At 73.0% G+C, this 22,286-nt stretch carries 23 protein-coding genes and 5 pseudogenes; 14 read left to right on the top strand and 14 right to left on the bottom strand.

Annotated features, from left to right (window positions below; genetic code table 11):
* Positions 1 to 4: 4 nt before the first annotated feature.
* The 3 genes and pseudogenes from LRP67_RS02125 to LRP67_RS22025 form a co-directional block, all read right to left on the bottom strand.
* On the bottom strand, positions 5 to 1,630 hold the full coding sequence (locus LRP67_RS02125) for an ABC transporter substrate-binding protein (protein WP_231268505.1): 1,626 nt from the start codon (positions 1,628 to 1,630) through the stop codon (positions 5 to 7).
* Between the two features lie 208 nt (positions 1,631 to 1,838).
* Positions 1,839 to 2,201, bottom strand: a complete 363-nt coding sequence (locus tag LRP67_RS02120) for a hypothetical protein (RefSeq protein WP_231268503.1) — start codon at positions 2,199 to 2,201, stop codon at positions 1,839 to 1,841.
* A 74-nt stretch (positions 2,202 to 2,275) separates the two neighbouring features.
* A pseudogene (locus LRP67_RS22025) lies at positions 2,276 to 2,359 on the bottom strand (TetR/AcrR family transcriptional regulator); the annotation flags it as partial.
* A gap of 48 nt (positions 2,360 to 2,407) precedes the next feature.
* Here LRP67_RS22025 and LRP67_RS02115 point away from each other — a divergent pair.
* The 4 genes from LRP67_RS02115 to LRP67_RS21735 all read left to right on the top strand — a co-directional run bounded on the left by LRP67_RS02115 (position 2,408) and on the right by LRP67_RS21735 (position 6,241).
* A complete protein-coding gene (locus LRP67_RS02115; RefSeq protein ID WP_269210965.1) occupies positions 2,408 to 2,623 on the top strand; it encodes an ATP-binding protein in 216 nt (71 codons plus the stop codon).
* A 78-nt stretch (positions 2,624 to 2,701) separates the two neighbouring features.
* A complete protein-coding gene (locus tag LRP67_RS02105; RefSeq protein WP_308189682.1) occupies positions 2,702 to 4,279 on the top strand; it encodes a methylenetetrahydrofolate reductase C-terminal domain-containing protein in 1,578 nt (525 codons plus the stop codon).
* Entirely contained in the window at positions 4,276 to 5,043 is a 768-nt protein-coding gene (locus LRP67_RS02100) for a class I SAM-dependent methyltransferase (protein ID WP_231268501.1), read from the top strand. Before LRP67_RS02105 ends, LRP67_RS02100 begins: the two co-directional genes overlap by 4 nt.
* 97 nt (positions 5,044 to 5,140) lie before the next feature.
* Positions 5,141 to 6,241: a phosphatase PAP2 family protein gene (locus LRP67_RS21735; protein ID WP_231268499.1), complete on the top strand. Its 1,101-nt coding sequence runs from the start codon at positions 5,141 to 5,143 to the stop codon at positions 6,239 to 6,241.
* A gap of 279 nt (positions 6,242 to 6,520) precedes the next feature.
* On the opposite strand, the gene LRP67_RS02090 is transcribed toward LRP67_RS21735, so the two are convergent.
* The 5 genes from LRP67_RS02090 to LRP67_RS02070 all read right to left on the bottom strand — a co-directional run bounded on the left by LRP67_RS02090 (position 6,521) and on the right by LRP67_RS02070 (position 10,692).
* The gene (locus tag LRP67_RS02090) at positions 6,521 to 7,657 is read right to left on the bottom strand and encodes a CapA family protein (RefSeq protein WP_231268497.1); all 1,137 of its coding nucleotides are present in this window, start codon (positions 7,655 to 7,657) and stop codon (positions 6,521 to 6,523) included.
* An 18-nt stretch (positions 7,658 to 7,675) separates the two neighbouring features.
* Positions 7,676 to 8,470 carry an SDR family oxidoreductase gene (locus LRP67_RS02085; RefSeq protein ID WP_231268495.1) on the bottom strand — a complete coding sequence of 265 codons (795 nt, stop codon included), beginning with the start codon at positions 8,468 to 8,470 and terminating at the stop codon, positions 7,676 to 7,678.
* 92 nt (positions 8,471 to 8,562) lie between these two features.
* Entirely contained in the window at positions 8,563 to 9,129 is a 567-nt protein-coding gene (locus tag LRP67_RS02080; RefSeq protein ID WP_231268493.1) for a cysteine hydrolase family protein, read from the bottom strand.
* Positions 9,130 to 9,207: 78 nt separating this feature from the next.
* Entirely contained in the window at positions 9,208 to 9,879 is a 672-nt protein-coding gene (locus tag LRP67_RS02075; RefSeq protein ID WP_231268491.1) for a response regulator transcription factor, read from the bottom strand.
* 72 nt (positions 9,880 to 9,951) lie between these two features.
* Positions 9,952 to 10,692 carry a BTAD domain-containing putative transcriptional regulator gene (locus LRP67_RS02070; protein ID WP_231268490.1) on the bottom strand — a complete coding sequence of 247 codons (741 nt, stop codon included), beginning with the start codon at positions 10,690 to 10,692 and terminating at the stop codon, positions 9,952 to 9,954.
* 196 nt (positions 10,693 to 10,888) lie between these two features.
* On the opposite strand from LRP67_RS02070, the pseudogene LRP67_RS21730 reads away from it, so the two are divergent.
* The 5 genes and pseudogenes from LRP67_RS21730 to LRP67_RS21200 form a co-directional block, all read left to right on the top strand.
* Positions 10,889 to 10,981: pseudogene (locus LRP67_RS21730) on the top strand (hypothetical protein); the annotation flags it as partial.
* Positions 10,982 to 11,120: 139 nt separating this feature from the next.
* Positions 11,121 to 11,249, top strand: a pseudogene (locus LRP67_RS22020) (manganese catalase family protein); the annotation flags it as partial.
* A gap of 73 nt (positions 11,250 to 11,322) precedes the next feature.
* A pseudogene (locus tag LRP67_RS21205) lies at positions 11,323 to 11,837 on the top strand (putative manganese transporter).
* A 43-nt stretch (positions 11,838 to 11,880) separates the two neighbouring features.
* On the top strand, positions 11,881 to 12,351 hold the full coding sequence (locus LRP67_RS02055) for a putative manganese transporter (protein WP_231268489.1): 471 nt from the start codon (positions 11,881 to 11,883) through the stop codon (positions 12,349 to 12,351).
* 106 nt (positions 12,352 to 12,457) lie between these two features.
* Positions 12,458 to 12,592, top strand: a complete 135-nt coding sequence (locus tag LRP67_RS21200; RefSeq protein WP_269210963.1) for a hypothetical protein — start codon at positions 12,458 to 12,460, stop codon at positions 12,590 to 12,592.
* Between the two features lie 39 nt (positions 12,593 to 12,631).
* On the opposite strand, the gene LRP67_RS02050 is transcribed toward LRP67_RS21200, so the two are convergent.
* Together LRP67_RS02050 and LRP67_RS02045 are read right to left on the bottom strand one after the other, a co-directional pair.
* Positions 12,632 to 13,339 carry a hemerythrin domain-containing protein gene (locus tag LRP67_RS02050; RefSeq protein WP_231268488.1) on the bottom strand — a complete coding sequence of 236 codons (708 nt, stop codon included), beginning with the start codon at positions 13,337 to 13,339 and terminating at the stop codon, positions 12,632 to 12,634.
* Positions 13,340 to 13,491: 152 nt separating this feature from the next.
* Complete coding sequence (locus LRP67_RS02045) at positions 13,492 to 14,448, bottom strand: YafY family protein (RefSeq protein WP_231268487.1); 957 nt, start codon at positions 14,446 to 14,448, stop codon at positions 13,492 to 13,494.
* Between the two features lie 101 nt (positions 14,449 to 14,549).
* Between LRP67_RS02045 and LRP67_RS02040 the strand changes: the two genes are divergently transcribed.
* A complete protein-coding gene (locus LRP67_RS02040) occupies positions 14,550 to 14,972 on the top strand; it encodes a VOC family protein (protein ID WP_231268486.1) in 423 nt (140 codons plus the stop codon).
* Positions 14,973 to 15,089: 117 nt separating this feature from the next.
* Here LRP67_RS02040 and LRP67_RS02035 read toward each other — a convergent pair whose 3' ends face one another.
* The 3 genes from LRP67_RS02035 to LRP67_RS02025 all read right to left on the bottom strand — a co-directional run bounded on the left by LRP67_RS02035 (position 15,090) and on the right by LRP67_RS02025 (position 18,180).
* A complete protein-coding gene (locus LRP67_RS02035; RefSeq protein ID WP_231268484.1) occupies positions 15,090 to 16,181 on the bottom strand; it encodes an ABC transporter ATP-binding protein in 1,092 nt (363 codons plus the stop codon).
* Between the two features lie 107 nt (positions 16,182 to 16,288).
* Complete coding sequence (locus LRP67_RS02030; RefSeq protein ID WP_231268483.1) at positions 16,289 to 16,942, bottom strand: response regulator transcription factor; 654 nt, start codon at positions 16,940 to 16,942, stop codon at positions 16,289 to 16,291.
* The gene (locus tag LRP67_RS02025) at positions 16,930 to 18,180 is read right to left on the bottom strand and encodes a histidine kinase (protein ID WP_231268481.1); all 1,251 of its coding nucleotides are present in this window, start codon (positions 18,178 to 18,180) and stop codon (positions 16,930 to 16,932) included. The genes LRP67_RS02030 and LRP67_RS02025 overlap by 13 nt, the downstream gene beginning before the upstream one ends.
* 132 nt (positions 18,181 to 18,312) lie before the next feature.
* On the opposite strand from LRP67_RS02025, the gene LRP67_RS02020 reads away from it, so the two are divergent.
* From LRP67_RS02020 to LRP67_RS02010, 4 genes and pseudogenes are all read left to right on the top strand, one after another.
* Positions 18,313 to 19,068 carry an ABC transporter ATP-binding protein gene (locus LRP67_RS02020; protein ID WP_231268480.1) on the top strand — a complete coding sequence of 252 codons (756 nt, stop codon included), beginning with the start codon at positions 18,313 to 18,315 and terminating at the stop codon, positions 19,066 to 19,068.
* 754 nt (positions 19,069 to 19,822) lie between these two features.
* Positions 19,823 to 20,122 (top strand): annotated as a pseudogene (locus tag LRP67_RS22015) (FtsX-like permease family protein); the annotation flags it as partial.
* Positions 20,123 to 20,449: 327 nt separating this feature from the next.
* On the top strand, positions 20,450 to 21,520 hold the full coding sequence (locus tag LRP67_RS22010) for an FtsX-like permease family protein (RefSeq protein ID WP_374107390.1): 1,071 nt from the start codon (positions 20,450 to 20,452) through the stop codon (positions 21,518 to 21,520).
* Positions 21,521 to 21,649: 129 nt separating this feature from the next.
* Entirely contained in the window at positions 21,650 to 21,910 is a 261-nt protein-coding gene (locus LRP67_RS02010; RefSeq protein ID WP_231268476.1) for a PspC domain-containing protein, read from the top strand.
* 7 nt (positions 21,911 to 21,917) lie between these two features.
* Here LRP67_RS02010 and LRP67_RS02005 read toward each other — a convergent pair whose 3' ends face one another.
* A complete protein-coding gene (locus LRP67_RS02005) occupies positions 21,918 to 22,265 on the bottom strand; it encodes an MmcQ/YjbR family DNA-binding protein (protein WP_231268475.1) in 348 nt (115 codons plus the stop codon).
* Positions 22,266 to 22,286: the final 21 nt, after the last annotated feature.

Below are 22,286 nucleotides of genomic sequence, written 5' to 3'. Positions count from 1 at the left end.
GGGCTCAGCCCTTCCAGGCGTCGCCGAACAGCAGCATCGTCTCCGAGGTCGAGGTGATCCCATGGACGTCGTCGTTCCAGGGCTGGAAGAACGCGCCCGCGCCCATCGCGACGCCGGGCACGGTCTCCTGCCACAGCTCGTTGATCTGCGTCAGCAGCGCGGTGGCCTCGTCGCCCTCGGCCGCCTGCAGCTGGGCGATCAGCTCGTCCATCTCGGGGTTGGCGTAGCCCGAGGGGTTCTGCGGCGAGGCGCCGATCAGGTTGGTGGCCAGGCGGGAGTAGGGGTCTTCGTCGGGGATGCTCATCGCCGAGACCGCCAGGTCGTAGTCGTGGGTGACGTAGATCCGCTGGGTCTGGTCAGCGATGTTGCGCAGCAGGTCGGTCTTGACGGTGAATCCCGCCGCTTCGAGCATCGCCTGGATCGTCACCGCGCCGGTCTGCGAGGCCTGGTCGGACTGGCCGATGTAGGTCAGGGTGCCGTCGTACCCGTCGGCCTTGGCCTCCGCCAGCAGCGACTTGGCCTTCTCCAGGTCGTAGTCCGACGTCTCGACCTCGGCGAAGTAGGGCGCGCTCGGCGAGTAGATGTTGCGGCCCGGCAGGCCGGCGCCGCCGCTCACCCGCTCGGCATAGACGACCGGGTCGATGGCGTGGTTGATGGCCTGGCGGACCCGTACGTCGGACGCGGCGCGCCCCTCGCGGTTGTTGAGCCAGAACATCGTGGCCAGGCCGCTGGGCGACATGATCCCCGCGAAGCCGTCGTTGCGGGCCTTCTCCAGGGTCTGCGGGGCGCGGATGTTGGCCGCGTCGACGGTGCCGTCGGTGAGCGACTCGAGTCGGGCATCGTCGCTGCCCAGCCATACGAAGCGCAGCTCGTCGAGGTGCGGCGCCCCGCCCCAGTAGTCGGGGTTGGCGGCGAGCACGAGCTCCTCGGCCGGCTGATAGCTGTCCATGACGAACGGCCCGGCACCGATGGGCTCGAAGGCGTCGGGCCCGCCGGCGTACGCCGCGGGCGCCACGACCATGCCGGGTCCGCTGGCCAGCATGTTGGGAAAGGTGATCCACGGCTGGTTGAGCGTGAACACCACCGTCGAGTCGCCCTCGGGCCGCATGTCCTTGATGTTGGTGGCGAGCAGGAGCGTGTTGTAGCCAGCGTTCTCCATGTAGTAGCCGAGGCTGCCGACCACGGCGGCCGCGTCGAGCGGGGTGCCGTCGGAGAACGTCACGCCGTCGCGGAGCGTGAGGGTCCAGGTGACGTTGTCGTCGGTCGTCAGTGACTCGGCGAGCCAGGGCTCGAAGCTGTCGCTGGCCTGGTCGTAGCGCATCAGGACGTCGTAGACCGCCGCGAGGGCGTTGCCGCCGGCCGCGCCGTTGGGGATGGTCTTGGTGGGGTCGAGGCTGCGGGCCTCGGAGTAGTCGGCCAGCGTGAGCGTGCCGCCCTGCTGCGGCTCACCCGGGTCGTCGGTGACGCCGACGACGCCGGCGGCGTAGATCTCCTCCTTGGTCAGCGCGGATGATCCCCCGTCCCCGTCCCCGTCGTCGTCCTCGCTGTCCGAGCTGGCGCATCCGGCCACGAGCAGCGAGCCCGCGAGGAGTGCGGTGGCGATGCGGCTCCGTGTCGTGAAGCGGTTCACTGATCCTCCAGTGGGTCGTCCCGGCGTCTCGGGACGCCCGGATCGTGTGTGATGCGTCACGCTAGGAGCGGCCGTGCTTCGCTCTCCGATGCGGTCTCACTCACCGGGAGGTGGTCGCACGGCGGGTCCACGGCCATCAGGGCCACGCGAGCGCGCCTTGAGGGACGCGGTCCCTAGCCGGCGCCTGCGGTGGCTGCCGCGTCGTCGGTCATGCGGCGCACCACCTCCACGATGGCGCTGCACAGCTCGGCGCGGGTGGCAGCGAGGGCTGGAGCGCCGGGGAGGCGAGATGCCAGGTCTGCGCGACGGACAACACGATGGCGAGGTACGTGCGGGGTGACAGCGAGCCCGTCCGGCCGAGGCCCCGGTCGGTCAGGACCGCCTCCTTCTCGGCGTAGGAGTCCACCTCGGCCGCGGTCGCCTCGGGCCGCTCGAGCTGTCGCCACATGCTGAGCCGGAAGACCGCCGGGTCGTCCATGAGGGCGTCGAACATCGAGCCGGCGTAGCCCGGCAAGTCGTCGGGGTCCAGCGGCACCGCGGCGATGAGGCGCTGGAGGGCGCCAGCGACCACGAGGTCGAACAGCGTCCCTTGTTGCCGAAGTAGAGGTAGATCCTCCGCTTGTTGGCCGCGGCGGCCGCGGCGATCCGGTCGACCCGGGCCCCGCTGAGCCCGAGCTCCGCGAACTCGGCCGTCGCCGAGTCGAGCAGACGCCGCTGCGTGGCAGACATCCTGGTCGGGGACCGCGGGCCGGGGTCGCGCCGGATCAGCGCGAGCGCATGTTCGAGCCCTTCCAGCGGCTCTCGGACTCCGCGCCCGGTGGACGGGGGCTGGGCCTGGCGGTCGCCCGGGGGCTCGCCGAGGCCATCGACGGCGTGCTCTCCGCCGAGGAGACTCCCGGTGGCGGCCTGACGATGGTGCTGTCGCTGCCGAGGGCCCCCTCGCCGAGCCCGGCACCGCTCCCATCGCCGGAAGTGGAGGGATCCGCGTCATGAGCCCCAGCGTCCTGGTCGTCGACGACGAGCCCGCCCTGGTCCGTGCCCTGAGCATCAACCTGAGCCGCGGGCTGGCAGGTGCACACCGCCGGCGACGGCACCAGGGCCGAGGCGCTCGACCTGGGGGCCGACGACTACGTCACCAAGCCGTTCGCCATCGGCGAGCTCCTCGCCCGACTGCGCGCCGCCGTACGACGCGCCGAGAGCGGGACGCCGACCCCCGCCGTGCTCGAGGTCGGTCCGCTGGTCATCGACATGGGGCGCAAGAACGTGGCCAAGCAGGGGGTCGACGTCCGGCTCAGCCCGACCGAGTGGGCCTTCCTGGAGCTCCTGGCGCGCAACGTCGGGACGCTGGTGCCGCGCCAGCAGATCCTGCGTGAGGTGTGGGGGCCGACCTATGAGCGAGAGGGCCACTATCTGCGCGTCCACATCGCCCGGCTGCGCCGCAAGCTGGAGGACGACCCGGCGCATCGTCGGTACCTCCTGACGAGCTCGGGCTGGGCTACATCCTGGAGCCGTGAGCGGCGTCGGTCTCGGGGCGGGCGGAGCCGGCGTCACGTAACGTGCGAGCACAGGCCGCGGCAGTGCCCGCGGCGTTTCGATCCCCGGGAGGCGCGTCGCATGGCTGGCGGTCACGTCGACGAGCGCGAGGTCCCCTCGTGCCCCAAACGCATGGTGTTCGGCCCCTGCGGGGGAGTGCACGACGACGGCTCCTGCGAGGTGGACGCGCGGCCGTGCCCGTTCGCAGCTCCGGGCGCCACCGTGGTGCGCTGGGAGCGGGAGGCGCCCGTGCGCCCGGCTCCGGAGAGCACGCTGCTCGCGGCCGCGCGAGACGGCGCGGCCGTGGTGACCGACCTGACGATCCCGCCCTTCGACGCCGCCGGGCTGGGGGACGTCGTCGAGGCGCTGAGCGGGTCCTGCGACGCCGTCCTCGTCGGCGAGCACCAGAACCGCCCGGACTTCCCGCCCTCCCTGATGGCCGCGCTCGTGACGCAGGCCGGCGGGGTGCCCTGGGTGACCCTGGCCTGCCGGGACCGCAACCGGGTGGTCCTGGAGCAGGAGTTGGCCGGTCTCGCCGTGGCGGGCGTCGACGGGGTGCTGTGCGCGACCGGCGACGCACGGGCCGCCGGGATGCGGCCGGAGGTCACCCAGGTCTTCGACCTCGACGGCACCCAGCTGGCGGCCCTTGCGTCCCAGACCGGTCACGCGGTCGCCGTGCCCGAGGCGCCGTCCGCCGCCCCCCGCCATCTTCGTCCGGCCCGCCTGGTCCAGAAGCAGGCGGCCGGGGCGCACCTGGCGGTCCTCAACCACGTGGGCAGCCCGGCGCAGGTCGCGGGCTTCGTCGCGGCGGCCCGCGCCGAAGGGCTCACGATCCCGGTGATCGCGGGCGTGGCCGTCTACACCGACGAGAGGTCGGCGAGGGTGCTGCAGCGCTTCCCCGGCCTGGACGTCGACCCGGCGCAGGTCGAAGGGGTGCTGGGTGCATCCGATGTCCGCGAGGCGGGTATCGAGACCGCGGTGCGGGAGGCCAGGGCGCTGCTGGCCGTCGCGGGGGTCTCGGGAGTCAACCTGTCCGGGCTCGCGTCGGAGGAGGGCGCGCTGGCCGGCGCCCACGTCAAGGCCGAGATCGGCCGCCGGATCAAGGAGGGGCGATGATCGAGGCTGAGCCGATGATCGACGAGTTCGACACCGTGGCGTCCTGGACGGCGTCCGCCGTGCGGGAGTTGGGCGAGGACCACGCCCTGCCGGCTGCCTGCCGGGGGAGCGGTAGCCCTGCCGCCCTCGACTGGCTGGGCTCCGCGATGGGGCTCGGCGAGGGCGCGCGACTGCTGGACTCGGGGGCCGGCGTGGGCGGCCCCTCCGAGTACGCCGCACGGTCGTGGCAGGTCCGACCGCTCCTCGCCGAGCCGATGGAGGGCGCCTGCCGGGCCTCGCGCTCGCTGTTCGGCCGCCCCGTCGTGGTGGCCGACGGCGCCGCCCTGCCGTTTCGCGACGGCAGCGTCGAGGCGGCCTGGTCGCTGGGCGTGCTCTGCACCCTGGCGGACAAGCCCCCCTACCTCGCCGAACTCCGGCGCGTCGTGGTGGCGGGGGGCGCCGTCGGTCTGCTCGTCTACGAACGGGCGGTGGACTCGCTGCCCGACCAGCCGGAGGGCAACCACTTCCCCAGCCACCAGGAGCTCCTCGACGAGCTGGGGGCGAGCGGCCTCGAGGTGGTCGGGCAGACGCTGCTGACCGACCTCCCCGGCACACCCGACGACTGGCAGGAGGCCGCGGACCGCGTGGAGGACCTGATCCGAGAGCGGCACGGCGACGACGAGCGCTGGCAGCGCGCCCAGGAGCAGCAGGACACCATCGTCCGCCTCATCGGGGAGGGACTCGTCGTCGGTCGCCTGGTCAGCTGCGTCGCCGCCCCCGCGTAGGCTCAGACGCCTGGGTGTCGCCTCGCCGTCGGCCGTGGTGGGGGCGGCGAATATCGTGGTTGCGTACGAGCCGTCTTCGACCGAGGAGCCAACGAACGTGACCGAGGGGACCTCGCCGGGCATCCGCCCTGGGCCCGCAGAAGGCCGACGGCGTCCGGTGTGGCTCCCGCTCGTCGTGATCGCCCTGGCGATCGGCACGGCGGCGGCGGTGGGCAGCGCCGTGACCGGCGAGCCGATCGCGGACCCGGAGGGCAGCTTCCTGGGGCCGTCGTGGGTGCGCCTGCCGGTCCTGTGTGGAGCCGCGGTCCTGGCTGACCTCCTGCCGCGCGCGCTCTGGGTGGGCCGGCTCCACCCGGGGCGGACCAGGGCGGCCGTGCGCGAGCGCCTCACCACCCATTGGACGCGCGAGCGCCTGCAGCTGGTCGTCGTCGGGATCTCGTGCTTCTACGTCGTCTACGTCTCCTACCGCAACCTCAAGTCCCTGCTGCCCGTGATCAGGTCCGAGAAGTACGACCGCGAGCTGCATCTGCTGGACCGTGCGCTCTTCTTCGGCAACGATCCCGCCCCGGTGCTGCACGACCTGCTCGGCACCAACATCGCCGCGCATCTCCTGTCCAGCGTCTACCTCGCCTACATCCCGCTCGTCGCCATCCTGGTGACGATCTGGCTGGTGTGGTCGCGCAACACCGGCTTCGGCTGGTGGTTCGTCACGTCGCAAGGGATCGCGTGGACGCTGGGGGTGCTCTGTTACTACGCGCTGCCCACGGTGGGTCCGGGCCTGGCGTACCCACCGCTGGTCGCCGACCTGGCCCACACCGGGACCACCGACCTCATGGACTCGCTGGTCAACGCGCGACACGGCTTCCTGTGGGGCGAGCACGACCACCAGGGGGTCGCGGGATTCGCGAGCCTGCACACGGCGATCTCGCTGCTGTGGGCCCTGATGGTCCAGCACACCGTGCGCCATCGGGGCCTGCGGATCCTGTTCTGGGTCAACTTCTTCGCCACCGTGGTCGCCACGCTCTACTTCGGCTGGCACTACGTCGCCGACGACATCGGCGGCGTGGCGATCGCGGTCGTCGCGTTCTACCTGGGGGCGCGGTGGACCGGCAACGACGTCGGGCGCAAGCACGGCCTCGACCCGCCGGAGGTCGAGCCGGGCTCCCGGCGCCAGGTGCAGGACGAGCCAGCGGCCTGACCCGACCGCTCCCCGCTGAGACCGCGACGCCTGGCCCACCGCAGACAGGAACCGCGAGGCGAGCGCCTCGACTCCCCACGTCTCGGCGCGTCGTCCGGTCAGCACGGAGAAGAAGACAGGCCCGACCAGCTGAGCTGTGCCGTGCTCGAGGCTGGTCGAGAGGGTGGCGGGGGCGAAGGCCCGCGCGATGACGACCGCCGCGCTGTTGCCGAGGACGTCCTGGGCGGCGCCTACGGCGCTGGCGTGAAGGACACGTGAGCGCACCCCGGTCGGTCTCCGCTACGGCGCCAGGCCGGCGCACCTGCGCAGCGCCTCACGGTCGGCCTCGAAGGCCGGACGATCCGACGGGGCGAGGGCGGCGGGGAGGCCGTCGGGGCCGATGCGGGCGGGCTGCCACGTCGCGGAGACCACCCGGGCGCTACCGGCGCGGGTGCGGCCAGGACGGACGGTGAGCGTCAGTACGCCGGTCGGCTCGGCGTCCTGGGTGTACCAGGCGTAGTTGCCCAGTCCGTAGGCCACGTAGCCCGCGCCCAGCCGGCCGTCCCCCTGGAGGCGATGGGCGTGGCTGCCGGCGACGACGTCGGCACCGGCGGCGATGAGGTCGGCGGCCAGTGACCGTTGCTCGTCGGTCGGGCAGCTCTCGCCCTGCACGCCCCAGTGCAGGTAGGCGACGACCACGTCGGCGGTGCGGTCGGCGGCCGCGACGGCGCGCAGGAGCCGGGCGGGGTCGACCGCGTCGGCGGTGCCGGGGGACGAGGCGGTCGCCGCCCACTGTCCCGTGGGGTCGGCGGTGGGGTCCTCGCCTGCGACGGTGGCTGCGATCGTGGCGACGACCGCGTCGCCCACGAGGGTGCGCGCGGGGCGGAAGGCCTCGTCGGCGTCGCGGCCCAGCCCCACGACCGCCAACGGCGGGTCGGCCGAGCGGGCCGTCGCGATCGCCTCCAAGGCCCCCGGCAGCGGGGCGCGGCCGAAGTCCAGCGCGTGGTTGTTGGCCTGGCTCGCCACGTCCACGCCGGCCGCGGTCAGCGCCCTGAGCGCCGAGGGCGGCGCCTGGAAGGTGTAGCGCTTGCCCGCCTCGGGGCGTCCGCCGGAGCCGATCGAGGTCTCCAGGTTGAGGACGGCGACGTCCGCCGCGGCCAGGGCCCTCGTCGCCGGTGCCAGCGCCGTCGCCGGGTCGGCCAGCCTTCGGCGCAGCGCACCCTCGAAGTGCACGTCTCCCGCCAGTGCGATCGTCACCGGCCGCGGCCGCGCCTCGGGTGTCCTCGGCACCGTGGGACGCGGCCCGGGCTCGGGGACGGGAGACAGCGGCGTGAGTGCACCCGTGGGCGGGTCGCCGGAGGTCTCCTGCGTGCAGGCGACCATGGCGAGGGCCAGCGCGCCGGCAACGAGCGAGCTCGCGAGCCAGCGGGACCTCATCTGGCGAGCGTACGGCGCTCAGTCCTGGGGCTTGGTCATCCGCGCCATGAGCGGGGTGGCCAGCGCGTCCGGAAGGTGCGTGCCGAGCTCGGCCTGGATGCGGTTGGCGAAGGAGCCGCCCACGACGCTGGAGCGGCCCTTCAGCATGGCCTCGACCCCCTCGCGCGCCACGTCGGCAGGGTCGTCCTTGTCCTCCATCTGGCCGATCTTGGTGTCCTCCATGTCGGCGCGGGAGAAGAACTCGGTCTCGGTGGGGCCCGGCATCAGCGAGGTCACGGTGACCCCGGTGTCCTTGAGCTCCTCGCGGATGCCCTCGGCGAAGGAGTGCACGAACGCCTTCGAGGCGGCGTACGTCGCGTGGTAAGGCCCGGGCGCGACGGCGGCGATCGACGACGTCACCAGGATCCGGCCGTCACCGCGCGCGACCAGGTCGGGCAGCAGCAGCTTGGCCAGGTGGATCGTCGAGCGCACGTTGAGGTCGATCAGGTGGAGCTCGTCCTCGAGCGGGGTCTGGTCGAAGCGGCCGCCGACGCCGACGCCGGCGTTGAGGATCACCGCGTCCACCGGCGCGCCCTGCTCCTGGGCGGTGCGCGCCAGCTGCTCCACCCCCTGGGCGGTCGCGAGGTCCACCTGGACGGGGGTGACGGTCCGCCCGTCGCGGGAGAGCTCGGCGGCCGCCGCGTGGATGGCCGGCTCCTCGGCGGCGATGACGACGTCGTACCCGCGCTCGACGAGCTCCGCGGCGAGCGCGCGGCCGATCCCGGTGGAGGCGCCGGTGACGACGGCGAGAGGTGCTGTGGTGTCGTTGGTCATCTGCCGCCGGTAACCACCCGACCCCGTTTCACCGCTGACCCGTCACAGACTTATCGACGGGTCAGCGGGGATTGGGTGAGGTTGGTGACGCGTCAGCGGTTCGCCCAGCGCTTCTCGACCTCGGCGGCGGTGCGGACCTCCTGGCGGTAGCGGTCGGCGAGCTGGGCGAGCGTGTCGTCGTGGAGGTCGCGGTCCACCGAGGCCGTGGCGTCGCTCACGAAGGTCACCGCGAGGTCGTGGGCGAAGGCCTCGATCGCGGTGGCGGCCACGCAGGACTCGGTGGAGACCCCGCACAGGACGACGTGACCGACGGACTCCTCGCGCAGGACGTCGAGCAGGTCGGTGCCGAAGAAGGCGCTGTCGCGGGTCTTGGACACCAGCCTCGCCCCCTCGGTCCTCAGTCCCTCGACCGGCTCCGCGCCGGTGCTGCCCTCGAGCGCCATGCCCTGGCCGTCCTCACGCATGCTCATCGTCCAGGTGCTCCCGCCGGGGTCGTGGACGGTGCGCACCTCGATGACGGGGACGCCGCTCGCGTGCGCCGCGCCGACGAGGTCGTTGCACGCCGCGACCAGGTCCTCGCGACAGCGCTCCAGCTCGTCGTCGGCGAAGTAGTCTCGCTGCAGGTCGATCAGGACGAGCGCCTCGCGCCCAGCTGTCACTTGTCTTCTCCTCTCCTGGCCCGAGTCTCGGGCAGCAGGAGTGGTACCCGGACCGGGCGCCTGCGATGCGCCCCGCGGCTACTCCTCGGTGACGACGCGCTTCTCGGTCACGCCGAAGCCGTGCTCGAGGGCCCAGCGGGTGGCCTGGCTGCGCCGGTTGACGCCGATCTTGGCGTACGCGGTGCGGATGTAGGTCTTCACCGAGTTGATGCTCAGGTAGACCGTGGCGGCGATCTCCTGGTTGCTCATGCCCTTGGCGATCAGGGCCATCATCTCCGACTCCCGCGCGCTCAGCCCGAGCTCGGCGCCGGGCCAGGTCGCGCCGGCACCGTCGGTCGGGATGTCCTCCTCCGCCACCAGGTCCGGGTCGGGGAACACCCGCTCGCCGGCGTGGATGGCCTCGAGCGTCTCGATGAGCTCCTCCGCCGACAACGTCTTGGAGACGTAGCCGGCCGCGCCGTCGGCCACGGCGCGCTCGACGGCCCGAGGGTCCGGGGTGACGCTGAAGATCACGACCTTGGGGCCGCCCGGCCGCACCAGGTCGGCGACGTCCATGCCGTCGCCCGGCACGTAGCCGAAGGCGTCCAGCAGCACCACGTCGACGTCGGAGACGACCGGCTCACGGTTGTCGAGCTCGACCACGTGCACCCGGTCGGAGTGGGCCGCGAACATGGACGCGAGGCCCTGGACGACGATCTCGTAGTCGTTGACGATCGCCAGCCGGAGCGGGCGGGTGCCGGTGTTCGTCACGAGCGGGTCCGATCTCTGGGATTCCGCCGCCGGTCGGATACCGGCGGCTGGAAGGTCACGCGGCCCTGCGCCTCACACCGCGGGCACGTCGACCGGGCGGCCGAGCAGCGGCGCCACCATGGTGCGGATCACGGGCGACGGACGCAACCCCAGGTCGTGGGCCAGCAGGGTCCGGTAGGCGTCGTACTGGCGCAGCGCCTCCGCGTGGTTGCCCTCCGCCAGGTGGACCGCGATGACACTGCGGTGCGCGCTCTCACGCAGCGGCTCGGCCTGCACCGCCCCGAGCCCGGCCGAGAGGGCGTCGGTGAACCGCCCACGCCGGCGCAGGGCGTCCGAGGACCGCTCCAGTGCGTGCAGCCGCTTCTGCCGGAAGCTCTCCTGCTCCACCTGCAGCCAGGGCTCGTCCCAGGCGGGCAGCAGGTCGCGGGTCAGCGGGGCCAGGTCGTCGAGCGCCGTGGGCGGCGGCTGGTCCTCCGTGCAGAGGGCATGGGCCTGCGCCTCCACGTCCCACAGGTCGACGTGGACGTCGCCGGAGAGGCGCACCGTGGTGGTGGTGCAGATGACGAGCGTCCGTCCCCGGGGGCGGGGCAGGCGCCACAGGACCGAGCGCAGGCTCGACGCCGCCCGGCCGGGAGGCGCCTGCGGCCAGAGCCGCTCCGCGAGGGTGGTGCGCTGGACGGGGCGCCCGCGCTGGAGCACCGCGAGTCGGGCGAGCAGGCGCTGGGCCGGCAGCGACGTCCGGAGCACGTCACCGGCGAAGGAGACCTCGAAGTCCTCCAGCAGCCCGAGGCGCAGGTTCGGGTGCTCTGTCACTGCCGCCTCCCGTCGTGGTGTCGAGCCCATGGGCAGCCAGGTGCCCTCGCCGGGCCCCGGCCTCCCTCACCCGGCGGGGTGATTCCCCGGTGACGGCGTCGCGACGGACCGGCGTACGCGGGAGGACGGGACACGGCGCGCCGGAAGGGTCGTCGGCATCGGGAGCGACCGGCGCCCCCACTGCGGAAGGACCCTCATGTGCCGGCACAGCATCAACCTGCAGTTCGACGTCAAGCCCGAGCGCCCCGACGCGCTCTTCGCCGCCAAGCTCCAAGGGCTGGTCGGCGGCCAGTTCGGCGAGATGACCGTGATGATGCGGTACCTCTGGCAGGGCTGGAACTGCCGCATCCCCTGGCAAGTACAAGGACACGAGTGCGCCGTCGCAGACCCAGGCCGACGCGGCGGCCGCCAATCCCGCCCTGGCGGCGGTGCTCGGTGGGCAGAACGTCCAGCATGCGATCGTCACCGGCGGGGCGGCGATGCCGACCAACAGCCAAGGCATCGCGTGGAACGGCGGCTACATCGTCGGCAGCGGCAACCTGCTCGCCGACTTCCGCCACAACGTCGCCGCCGAGGCGCAGAGCCGGCTGCAGACGGCCCGGGTCTACAACATGACCGGGTGGGCGTCTTGTGGCGCTGCTCGTGGCGCCCTTCGGCTGGGCCCGCTTCCGCTGGGCACACCGGCTCGACGACGCGCTCGTGCGGCACCTCCGCCTCGGCCCCCTGATGGCCGCGGCGCTGACGGTGCCGCCCGGGTGCGGCGGGGCGATCGTGGTCATGGCGGTCTACGCGCGGGGGGGGTGTCGTACGGCGCCGCCATCGCGGCGCTGGTCGCCACGATGGGGGACGCATCCTGGGTCCTGCTCGCCGCCGATCCGGTGCTGACGCTGCAGCTGAAGGTGCTGCTCGTGACCGTGGGTGCGCTGTCCGGGTACGTCGTCGACGCCCTGGGCATCGCGCCGCGGCGGCGGGTGGCTGTCGTCGTACCGGCCGCCCGGCCTCTGCCTGTGGATCCGGTGCCGCGCGAGCCCGTGCTCGTGGCCGCCCGGCGTGTGCCGGCCGCGGTCCGGCTCCACGAGCTGGGCGTGCTGCCGGCGCTGCTGTGGCTCAGCCTCGGCACCGGCGCCACGGTGGCGTGCCGGTGACTTCCAGCTGCTCCGGCCGGACAATCTCTCCCTGGTCCTCGGTGTGGCGGGCACGGCCGTCGCCGTCGTGGCCTTCGTCCGCGGGGGCTGCAAGCTCGCCGACGACGACGACGACTGGACCGCCCACCCGACCTCGATGACCCAGGTGCTGCACCACGGCGGCCACGAGATCGCGTTCGTCACCGTCTGGGTGGCCGTCGCCTACCTCGCCTGGTCACTGGTCACGCACCTGACCGGCTTCGACGGCTCCCAGCTGCCGCTGTTCGGCGTCGCCGGCGTCGTGGTCGGGGCTCTGGTGGGTCTGATCCCCGGCTGCGCGGTCCAGATCGTCTTCGCCGGGATCTTCCTGGCCGGCGGCATGCCGCTGTCGACCCTGGTCGCCAACACGGTGAGCCAGGACGGCGACGCCCTGCTTCCCCTGCTCGCCCTGGAGCATCGCTCCGCGCTGCTCGCCACCGTGCTCACCACCGTGCCGGCCCTGCTGGACGGCGCAGCACTGCTCGTCCTCACCTGAAACCCCTGGAGGCCCCTATGCCCCGCATCCTCAGCACGACTCGGACTCGGCTCCACCTTGTCCTCGCCCTCGCCGCCCTCGCCGCCCTCACCGGCACCACCCACGCGTGCTCGTCGCCGCCGCCGTCGTGGTCGTCGTCGTGCTGCGCGTCTGGGTGCGCACTGAACTGGCGTCGTCCAGTTTCACCGGGCACCCGGTGAAACTCGCGCTTCCCGTACGGAACTTCATGCGGGAGGCATGAGTTTCACCAGGCACCCGGTCAAACTCACGGCACCCGCGGCTAACCCCGGTGCGTGCTGCGGTGCTCGCCGCGGCGCAGTACCCCGACCCGCTCGACGCGGCCGGCGGCGCGCGCCATGGCCTGGCTGGTGGTGCGCAGCCGGGTGGCGGTGCCGTTCGAGGTACGGCGGGCGGCCGCGTCGACGAGGTCCCTGGTGTGGTCGATGACCGTCAGCGGCAGCGCAGCCAGGGCGTTGCCGGGGGGCCGACGGGCGACGACCGGATGCGGACGGGTTGGCGCGGTGCGGCGTACGGCCTCCCAGGCGACGCCGAGCTGACGCAGCCGGGCCGGCCCTGCGGCCTCCTGCAGCCGCGGCAGCAGCTCGTCCTCCTCGTCACGCACGTCCTCGCGCAGGACCTCGACCAGGCGGTCGAGCACCTCGCGCCGCTCGCTCGGCGACAGGGAGCCGTCCTCGAGACGGCCCCAGAGCTCGTTGACCTCCTGGTGCTCCAACTCGACCTGCAGGGTCAGCTGATGTCCCTCCGGCAGCAGGCGTCGCAGCTCGGGCCACAGCACCGACTCCTCGGCGAACGCGTGCGGGAACACGAGCCGGGCGATGCGGTGCAGCACCCGCTCCTGCTCGACGCCCGAGGTGCCATCGAGCTGGTGCAGCAGCCGGTCGAGGCGCTCGTGGTCGCGCTTCTGGCGGGTGAGGACGCTCCAAGGGCCGCCGAGCTGGTCGACGGTCTGGTGGGCGAGGGAGGTCATGGCGTGCTCCTGAGACGGTCGGGGAGCACGGCTGGTACCCACGGGCATCGGCTGCATGCTCGCGGTCCTGCGCAGGCGCCCGCCGCATGTGACACGTCGCTATTGGGTCTACCACGTTGAAATATCGACGTGGTAGACCGTCGAACGACGTGTTACATGCTGCTCTCTGCGGCCCGCACCAGCCGCTCGCCCAGGCGGGCCATTGCGTCGCGGAGCTCGGAGGGACCGACGGCGGTGACCTCTGCGTCGTAGCGCGCCACCGCCCCGGCCAGCCCCGCCCATGACCATGAGCCGAGCACCAGCCGGGAGTGGTCGGGACCGAGCTCCTCGACCACCCCGTCCATCGCGTACGGCGCGACGTCGCGCGCGGGCAGGGTGAGGACCACCTCGCCGGTGCAGGGCCAGTCGGGGGTGTCGGAGCCCCGGAACCGGCCGGCGACGAACGCGCCGGTGTCGCCGCCAGGTACCTCGCGCGGCACGAAGCGCGGGCCCGTCGGCGTGCGCGGGTTGAGCCGGTCGACGCGGAAGGTGCGCCAGTCGTCGCGGTCGAGGTCCCACGCCAGGAGGTACCAGCGGCCACCACGGACCACCAGGTGGTGCGGCTCGGCCTGACGGGGTGGGGCGTCGGCGTCGCCGTAGTCGAACCGCAGCACCTCGCGCGCCCGCACCGCGCTGCTCACCGCGACGAGCACCTCGGGCTCGACCTCGCCGCCGGTGTGCGCCGGCATCGGCGTGACCTGCACCGCGTCGATGCGGTGCCGCAGCCGCGGCGGCAGGACCTGGCGCAGCGTGGTGAGGGCCCGGGTCGCCCCCTCGGCCACGCCCGCCCCGCTGGCAGCGGCGGTCCGCAGCGCCACCGCGAGCGACACGGCCTGCTCGTCATCGAAGAGCAGCGGTGGCAGCTCGCTGCCGGCGTCGAGGCGGTACCCGCCGTCGGGACCCTTGACCGCGCGGACCCGGTAGCCCAGGTCGCGCAGGCTGTCGACGTCGCGCCGCACCGTACGAGGGCTGACCTCCAGCCGCTCGGCCAGGATCTGGGCCGGCCAGTCGCGGCGCACCTGCAGGAGCGAGAGCAGCGCCAGCAACCGGGCGGAGGGTCGGTGGGTCATGACCTCAGTCTCGTCGAGGTAGCGGTCAGGATCTGGCCGCTATCTCGACGATGCTCCTCCCGTGTCCCGGATCGACCGGGCCGAACACACGAGGAGCACCGATGAGCATCACTACCGTCACCCACCTGAACCTCCGCGGCGATGCCCGCGCCGCGCTGGAGCACTACCGCTCCGTCTTCGGCGGCGAGCTGGTCGCGGTGACGTACGCCGACGCCCAGGCCGTCTCGGACCCGGCGGAGGCCGACTGGCTCATGTGGGGTCAGGTCGCCTCGGCCGAGGGCTTCCACGTCATGGCCTACGACGTCCCGTCCGCGCGCCCGTGGAGCCAGGGCGAGGACCCGTTCTTCGTGTCCGTGCGGGGCATGGACGTCGAGGAGATCACCCGCTACTGGGAGCGCCTCAGCGACGGCGCCGACGTACTCGTGCCGCTCGCGCCCGCGGCCTGGGCGCCGCTCTACGGGATGGTGCGCGACCGGTTCGGGGTCACCTGGGTGCTCGACGTGGCGGTCGAGTACGGCGGGTAGCCAGCAGCGAGTTTCACCGGGTACCCGGTGAAACTGGCGGCTTCCGTAGGAAACTTCATGCCGGATGCGCGAGATTCACCGGGTGCCCGGTGAATCTCGCGCGACCGACAGCCCGCGTCAGGCGCTGAGCCGAGCCCCGCTGGCGGTGTCGAAGACGTGCACCTTGTCGGGGGTGGTGGCCAGCTTGACGGTCGCGCCCTTGACCAGGTCGCGACGGGCCTCGACGCGGACGACCATCTGGTGCAGCATGTCGGAGCCCTCGACGGCGGGGGTGCCGTAGAGGAAGGCGTCGGCGCCCAGCTCCTCGATCACCGCGACCCTGACCGGGTAGCCGTCCTCCTCGTCGCCGACCACGCGCCACGACTCGGGGCGGACGCCGAGCGTCACCTCGCCGTCGGCGCGACCGAGGGCCTCGCGGTCGACCAGCAGCTCGTGCCCGTCCACCTCCACCCGGCCGTTGGCGTTGACCTTGCCGGTCAGCAGGTTCATGGCGGGGGAGCCGATGAACCCGGCGACGAACAGGTTGGCCGGCCGGTCGTAGAGCGCGAGCGGGGTGTCGACCTGCTGCAGGATGCCGTCCTTCAGCACGGCGACCCGGTCGCCCATGGTCATCGCCTCGACCTGGTCGTGGGTGACGTAGACCGTCGTGATCCCCAGCCGCTGCTGGAGCGCCGCGATCTGCGTGCGGGTGGAGACGCGGAGCTTGGCGTCGAGGTTCGACAGCGGCTCGTCCATGCAGAACACCTGCGGCTGGCGCACGATGGCGCGGCCCATGGCCACGCGCTGGCGCTGGCCGCCGGAGAGCGCCTTCGGCTTGCGCGAGAGGTACTCCTCCAGGTCGAGCAGCTTGGCCGCCTCCTGGACGCGGGTGGTGCGCTCGGCCTTGCCGATCCCGGCCATCTTGAGCGCGAAGCCCATGTTCTCGGCGACGCTCATGTGCGGGTAGAGGGCGTAGTTCTGGAACACCATCGCGATGTCGCGGTCCTTGGGAGGGACGTGGGTGATGTCGCGATCGCCGATCCTGATCGTGCCCGCCGTCACCTCCTCGAGGCCCGCGAGCATGCGGAGCGAGGTGGACTTGCCGCACCCGGAGGGGCCGACCAGGACCATGAACTCCCCGTCCTCGATCTCGAGGTTGAGGTCGTCCACCGCGGGGGTCTCGGACCCCGGGTAGATGCGTTGTGCGTGCTCGAAACTCACTGAGGCCATGGCGGAGCCATCCCTTCACCGGCAGGTACGTGCCGGACGATCCGTAGTGGAGGGTCGACCGGGTGATCCCGGTCACACGGCACGCTAGCCGCTGAGGACGGGCCTGGCTAGGACCTCAGGTAGGTCAGGGTCGCCAGCACCCGGCGGTGGCCGCTGTCGGAGGTGGACAGGCCGAGCTTGGCGAAGATGTTGCCGATGTGCTTGCTGACGCCGGTCTCCGACAGCACGAGCTCCTCGGCGATGTCGTTGTTGGACTTGCCCTCCGCGACCAGCGAGAGCACCTCGCGCTCGCGCGGCGTGAGCGAGCGGATCGGGTCGTTGCTGGAGCGCCGACTCAGCAGCTGGGCGATCACCTCGGGGTCCATGGCGGTGCCGCCGCCGAGCACCCGGCGCAGCGCGTCGACGAACTGGCCGACGTCGCCGACGCGGTCCTTGAGCAGGTAGCCGACCCCACCGGAGCCACCGGACAGCAGCCGCCCGGCGTACTGGTCCTCCACGTGAGCCGAGAGCACGAGCACCGGGAAGTCCGGCACCCGCTCGCGCAGCTCCAGCGCGGCCCGCAGCCCCTCGTTGGTGAACGTCGGCGGCATCCGTACGTCGAGCACGGCGCCGTCGATGCCCTCGTCGCGGTGGGCGTCGAAGGCGGCGAGCAGGTCGTCGGCGTTGTCGACGGCCTCGACGACGGTGAACCCCTCGCTCTCGACGAGCAGGGTCAGGCCGGCGCGCAGCAGCGCGTCGTCCTCGGCGATCAGGATCCGCACGGCAGCTCCACCTTCACGGTCGTCGGTCCACCCACCGGGCTGGTGAGGTGCAGGGTGCCCTCGAACGCCGAGGCCCGCCGCGCGATCCCGGCCAGGCCGCTGCCCGCCTCGGCCGAGGCGCCCCCGACGCCGTCGTCGCGGACCTCCACGACCAACACCTGCTCGTCGTCGTGCAGCTCGGTCCGCAACGAGACGGCGACGCGGGAGGCGCCGGAGTGCTTCATCGCGTTGGTCAGCGCCTCGGCGAGGACGAAGTACGCCGCCGACTCGACGGCGGCCGGCGCGCGGCGCAGGCCGCTGACGTCGAGCGTGCAGGGGATCGTGGCCCGGCTGGTGAGCGACGACGCGGCGTCGCCCAGGCCGAGCTCGTCGAGCACCGGCGGGTAGATGTCGTGGACGGCGGTGCGCAGCCCGGCCAGGGCCTCGCCCGCGGCGTCCTGGGCGCGCTCGAGCAGGGGGAGGGCCGTCGTGGCGTCGGTCTCGAGCGCGCGGCGGGCCATGCCCAGCATCATCACCACCGACACCAAGCGGTTCTGGGCGCCGTCGTGCAGCTCGCGCTCGATGCGACGCAGCTCGGCGGAGTGCGCGTCCAGGGCGGCGGCCCGGCTCGCGGACAGGGCGTCCACGCGCTGCGCGAGCACCTCCGAGCGGGGCGGCTCGAGGACGGCGAGGGTCCCGCGCGCGATGCGCCGCGCGGCCCACGGGGTGAGGATCCAGGCCGCGGTCCCGTACAGCAGGCCGAGGCCGATGGTCAGCCAGGCGTCGCGCCAGCTGTCGATCGGGAAGGCGAGTGAGAGCGGCAGCTGGTCGGGGAACAGCCACCACCAGGGAGCGCCCACGACGTAGAGGACCGCCGCGAAGCTCATCGACACCAGCAGGATCGACACGACGAAGACCAGCGTCACGTGCAGCAGCAGCCAGCGCAGGTTGCGGCGGGTCTGCGGCGCGCGCAGGTCGTGCTCGGCCTCGCCCAGGTCCGTCGTACGGCGGTCGGGCGCGGCGGCGAACCGCGCGGCGGCCGCGTGGGCCCGGGTCGCGAGCCGGTGCACGAGGTCGAGCGTGGGGGCGCCCCCGGTGCGACCGCTCAGCAGGGCCGCGAGGGGCAGCGAGAGGAGCGCGACGAGCAGGACCGCGATCGATGCGGGCCACCCGACGACCTCGAGGGCGAGGTAGCGCAGGTCGCGCAGACGCTCGCGCAGGGCCCGACGCGACGGGCCGGGCCTCCTCGACTCGGTCACCTGTCCATCCTCCCGGCCGCGGGGGCCTTTGTCGGTAGGGCTGGCTACACCATCAAGAGGGTGGTCAGCACGGTCGAGACGAGCGTCCCCGAAACCTAGCGTCGTAGATATCCCACGACGAAGGAAAAGACCATGTTGACCCAGGACCTGATGTCCCCACCGACCACGGCGCTGTCGCTGCGCAGCGTCACCAAGACCTACGGCTCGGGGCACCGCCCCGTGACCGCGCTGCGCGCTGTGTCCGTCGAGATCCCGACCCAGTCCTTCACCGCCGTGATGGGCCCCTCGGGCTCCGGCAAGAGCACCCTGCTGCAGTGCGCGGCCGGCCTGGACCGCCCCGACAGCGGCACCGTCGTCGTCGGCGGCACCGAGATCTCCGCGATGCGGACCAAGGCGCTGACGGTCTTCCGTCGCGACCACGTCGGCTTCGTGTTCCAGGCCTACAACCTGCTGCCCCACCTCTCGGTGGAGCAGAACGTCACCCTGCCGCTGCTCCTCAGCGGCCACGACGTCGACCGGGTGTGGCTCCAGCACATCCTCGAGGCGGTCGGTCTCGCCGACCTGACCCGGCGGATGCCGGCAGAGCTCTCCGGCGGCCAGCAGCAGCGGGCCGCGATCGCCCGTGCGCTGGTCACCCGGCCTGCCGCGGTCTTCGCCGACGAGCCGACCGGCGCCCTCGACTCCACGACCGGCCACCAGGTGCTCGAGCTGCTGCGCCAGACCGCCACCGAGCTGGGCCAGACCGTCGTCATGGTCACGCACGACCCGGTCGCGGCCGGGTACGCGGACCGGGTGCTGTTCCTCGCCGACGGCGAGATCGTCGGTGCCATGGACAAGCCCGACGCGCGTCGCGTGGCCGAGCACATGACCACGATGGGCGGTCACTGAGATGTGGGGCCTGGCTCTGGCCGGGATCCGCCGCCACCGCGGCGGGTTCGCGGGTGTGTTCGTCGCGGTGCTCCTCGCCTCGACGCTGATGACCGGCCTGGGCGTCCTCCTGGAGTCCGGCCTCCGGGGCGGCGTGCCGCCAGAGCGGTACGAGTCAGCCGACGTGATGGTCGGCGGTCGCCAGTCACTGCCGCTCCCGGAGGACCTCGAGGTGCCGTTCCCCGAGCGGGTGACCCTGCCGAGCACCAGCGTCGAGGAGCTCGCCGCCCTGCCCGGCGTCGCGGACGCCGTGGCCGACATGAGCGTGCCGCTCGCGACCGTCGACGGCGCGGAGGTCGACGCCCACGGCTGGGCCTCGGCGTCGCTCGGCTCCGACGAGCTGGTCGACGGGGACGCCCCAGCCGACGAGCGCGAGGTCGTGGTCGCCAGCGGGTCCGGGCAGCAGCCCGGAGACGAGATCGTGCTCAGCCACGGAGGCGAGCCGGCGACGTACACGGTGAGCGGCACGGTGCGCGCCGACGTTGCCACGGTGTTCCTCAGCGACAGTCGGGTCGAGGAGCTCTGGCCGCACTCCGGCCAGGTGGGCACCGTCGGCCTGGTCGCCGAGCCCGGCACCGACGCCGAGGACCTGGCGGAGACCGTCGAGCGCGAGGTGGACGGCGTGGAGGCCTACACCGGCCGCGAGCGGGGCGACCTGGAGTCGCTCGAGGCGCTGTCGGCGCGCGGCCAGCTGATGTTGTTGAGCAGCTCGTTCACCGGCGTCGCGCTGATGATCGCGCTGTTCGTGGTGGCCGGCACCCTGTCGCTCGCCGTCGCGCAGCGGCGCCGCCAGTTCGCGCTCCTGCGCGCCGTCGGTGCCCTGCCCGGCCAGGTCCAGGGGCTGATCCGGCGCGAGGTCCTCGTCGTCGCCGGGGTGGCCGCGCTGCTGGGCGCCGCGCCCGGCTATTGGGCGGCCCGCGTGCTCGGTGCGCAGTTCACCAAGGCCGGCGTGATGTCGGAGGACTTCGCCCTGGCCTACAGCCCGCTGCCGGCTCTCGGTGCGGTGCTGCTCAGCGTGGGCGCCGCGGTCGCGGCGGCCTGGGTGGCCGGACGTCGTACGGCGCGGATCTCCCCCGTCGAGGCTCTCGCGGAGGCCGACGTGGAGACGCCGGGGCTGTCCCGGTCGCGCATCGTCGGCGGCGTGGTCCTCATCGCCGGCGGACTGGCGGCCGCAGGCGCGCCGTTCATCTTCGCCGGGGCGGCAGGCCTCGTGGCCGCGGCCAGCTCCTCGCTGCTGCTGCTCTTCGGGGTGGGCCTGCTCGGTCCGCTCCTGGTCCAGCGCCTCCTCGACGTCGCCCACCGCGTCACCGGGCGCAGCTCGTCGCCGGGGGTCACGCTCGCGATGTCGAACCTGCGCGGCTACAGCCGTCGTACGGCGTCGGCCGTCGTGCCGCTGGCGCTCGCGATGTCGTTCGCGTGCGTCCAGCTGTTCCTCCCCACGACCGTGGACGCGGAGGCCTCGGCCCAGTCGCGCGACGGGCTCAGCGCCGACCTCGTCGTCGCCGCCCCCGCGGGCATCTCGCCCGGCACGGTGGAGCAGGTGGCCGGCATGAACGGTGTGAAGAGCGTCAACCCGGTCGTGCGCAGCGGGGTGCTGCTGTCCGGCACCACGTTCGGCGACCCGACCGTGGAGCCCTTCGCCGCGCAGGGCATCGACCCCGCGACGGCGCCGGGCACCCTCGACCTGGACGTGCAGGACGGCTCGCTGGAGCGGCTCGGTGATCCGGACACGATCGCCCTGAGCAGCGATGCGGCGCACTTCCTCGGCGCCGAGGTCGGGGAGACGATCGGCTTCCACCTGGGCGACGGCACCGAGGCCGACGCCGACGTGGTCGCGGTCTACGACCGTGGCCTGGGCTTCGGCGACGTCACGATGGACGGGGCCACCCTGCGCGAGCACACCACCGCCGGCCTGGACGACTACCTGCTCGTGACGACCGAGCCCGGCGCCAGCGTCGAGCAGGACCTCGGGGAGCTCGGCCTGGTCGCCGAGACGCCGGACGCCCTGGCCGAGGACGGCTCGGAGGCCCGGGACTCCCAGGCCTGGGTCAACCGGATCGCGCTGATCGTGATCCTCGGCTACGTGGCGCTCTCGGTGGTCAACGGCCTGGTCATGGCCACCCTCGGGCGGAGGCGTGAGCTCACGCTGCTGCGGCTGGTCGGAGCCCGCGACCGGCAGGTGCGGACGATGACGCTCCTGGAGTCACTGGCCACCGGCGCCCTCGCGGTCGTCCTCGGCACCGTGGTCGCCGTACCGCCCCTGATCGGCATCGCGCTCGGCGTCTCCGGCCGGCCGCTGCCGACGATCGAGCCACTCGCCTACGCCGCCATCGCGGTCGGGGTCGTGGTCCTGGGGGTGGTCTCGGTCTGGGTGCCGACGCGCACGACGCTGCGCACGCGACCCTCGCTGTGACCCCGGGTCCGGCCCCCGAATCTGGGGGTCGGACCAGGGTCGCACCCGATGGGGTGCGGCGGGGGTGCGAGCAAGACTGGGGTCGCAGGGGAGACACCCCGGCAGCGATCCGAAGGAGCACCCCCCGCCATGAACACCGTCAGCAGAGCCTTCGCTCGACAGGGCTTGGTCCGACCGCGCGGCAGCCGCATCCTGGGCGGCGTCTGCGCCGGCATCGCCCGGCGGCTGGGGATGGGGGAGTGGACGGCCCGGCTGCTCTTCGTGCTGGTCCTCATGGTCCTCCCCGGCAGCCAGATCCTGGTCTACCCGATCCTCTGGATCCTGATGCCGTCCGAGGACCAGGTCGTGGAGGCCCCTCGTCCGCCCGCCCCGGGAGGTCCGCTCCGCTGACGTGGCCTCAGCTCGGCAGCCGGTCGGCGCGCTCGGTGACGAGCGCGGCCGGCGCGGTGAGGCGCCAGGCCTCGAAGGTCAGCTCGGCCAGCTCGTCGCGGGCGACGCCGTCCAGGTGGACGACGACCCAGCCGAAGGCGCCGGCCGTGAACTGCACCTCGAAGACCTCCGGCCGCTCGGCCACCAGGGCGAGCTGCTCGTCGAGGGTCTGCTTCAGCCCGACCGTCGCGGTGGGCTCCCACAGGTAGCCGAAGGTGTGGGAGGCGACCCGGAAGCGGTGGTAGCGGCCGTGGTCGCTGCCTCGGACGCCGGGCAGCTGGCCGACGAGGTCGAGGAAGTCGGCGATCGTGCTCATCGACGCCAACGCTAGAGGGTC

The organism is Nocardioides sp. cx-169, from assembly GCF_021083605.1.
Lineage (GTDB): Bacteria > Actinomycetota > Actinomycetes > Propionibacteriales > Nocardioidaceae > Nocardioides.
The sequence above is the reverse complement of the archived record's forward strand: the minus strand, read 5'-3'. Positions and strand labels throughout refer to the sequence as shown.

What these genes read in the sequence shown, in the direction of transcription:
- LRP67_RS02115 (WP_269210965.1), top strand. Translation starts at nt 2,408, where the DNA reads ATGTTCGAGCCCTTCCAGCGGCTCTCGGACTCCGCGCCCGGTGGACGG.
- LRP67_RS02100 (WP_231268501.1), top strand. Translation starts at nt 4,276, where the DNA reads ATGATCGAGGCTGAGCCGATGATCGACGAGTTCGACACCGTGGCGTCC.
- LRP67_RS02090 (WP_231268497.1), bottom strand. Translation starts at nt 7,657, where the DNA reads ATGAGGTCCCGCTGGCTCGCGAGCTCGCTCGTTGCCGGCGCGCTGGCC.
- LRP67_RS02085 (WP_231268495.1), bottom strand. Translation starts at nt 8,470, where the DNA reads ATGACCAACGACACCACAGCACCTCTCGCCGTCGTCACCGGCGCCTCC.
- LRP67_RS02050 (WP_231268488.1), bottom strand. Translation starts at nt 13,339, where the DNA reads ATGACCTCCCTCGCCCACCAGACCGTCGACCAGCTCGGCGGCCCTTGG.
- LRP67_RS02045 (WP_231268487.1), bottom strand. Translation starts at nt 14,448, where the DNA reads ATGACCCACCGACCCTCCGCCCGGTTGCTGGCGCTGCTCTCGCTCCTG.
- LRP67_RS02040 (WP_231268486.1), top strand. Translation starts at nt 14,550, where the DNA reads ATGAGCATCACTACCGTCACCCACCTGAACCTCCGCGGCGATGCCCGC.
- LRP67_RS02035 (WP_231268484.1), bottom strand. Translation starts at nt 16,181, where the DNA reads ATGGCCTCAGTGAGTTTCGAGCACGCACAACGCATCTACCCGGGGTCC.
- LRP67_RS02020 (WP_231268480.1), top strand. Translation starts at nt 18,313, where the DNA reads ATGTTGACCCAGGACCTGATGTCCCCACCGACCACGGCGCTGTCGCTG.
- LRP67_RS22010 (WP_374107390.1), top strand. Translation starts at nt 20,450, where the DNA reads ATGTCGAACCTGCGCGGCTACAGCCGTCGTACGGCGTCGGCCGTCGTG.
- LRP67_RS02010 (WP_231268476.1), top strand. Translation starts at nt 21,650, where the DNA reads ATGAACACCGTCAGCAGAGCCTTCGCTCGACAGGGCTTGGTCCGACCG.
- LRP67_RS02005 (WP_231268475.1), bottom strand. Translation starts at nt 22,265, where the DNA reads ATGAGCACGATCGCCGACTTCCTCGACCTCGTCGGCCAGCTGCCCGGC.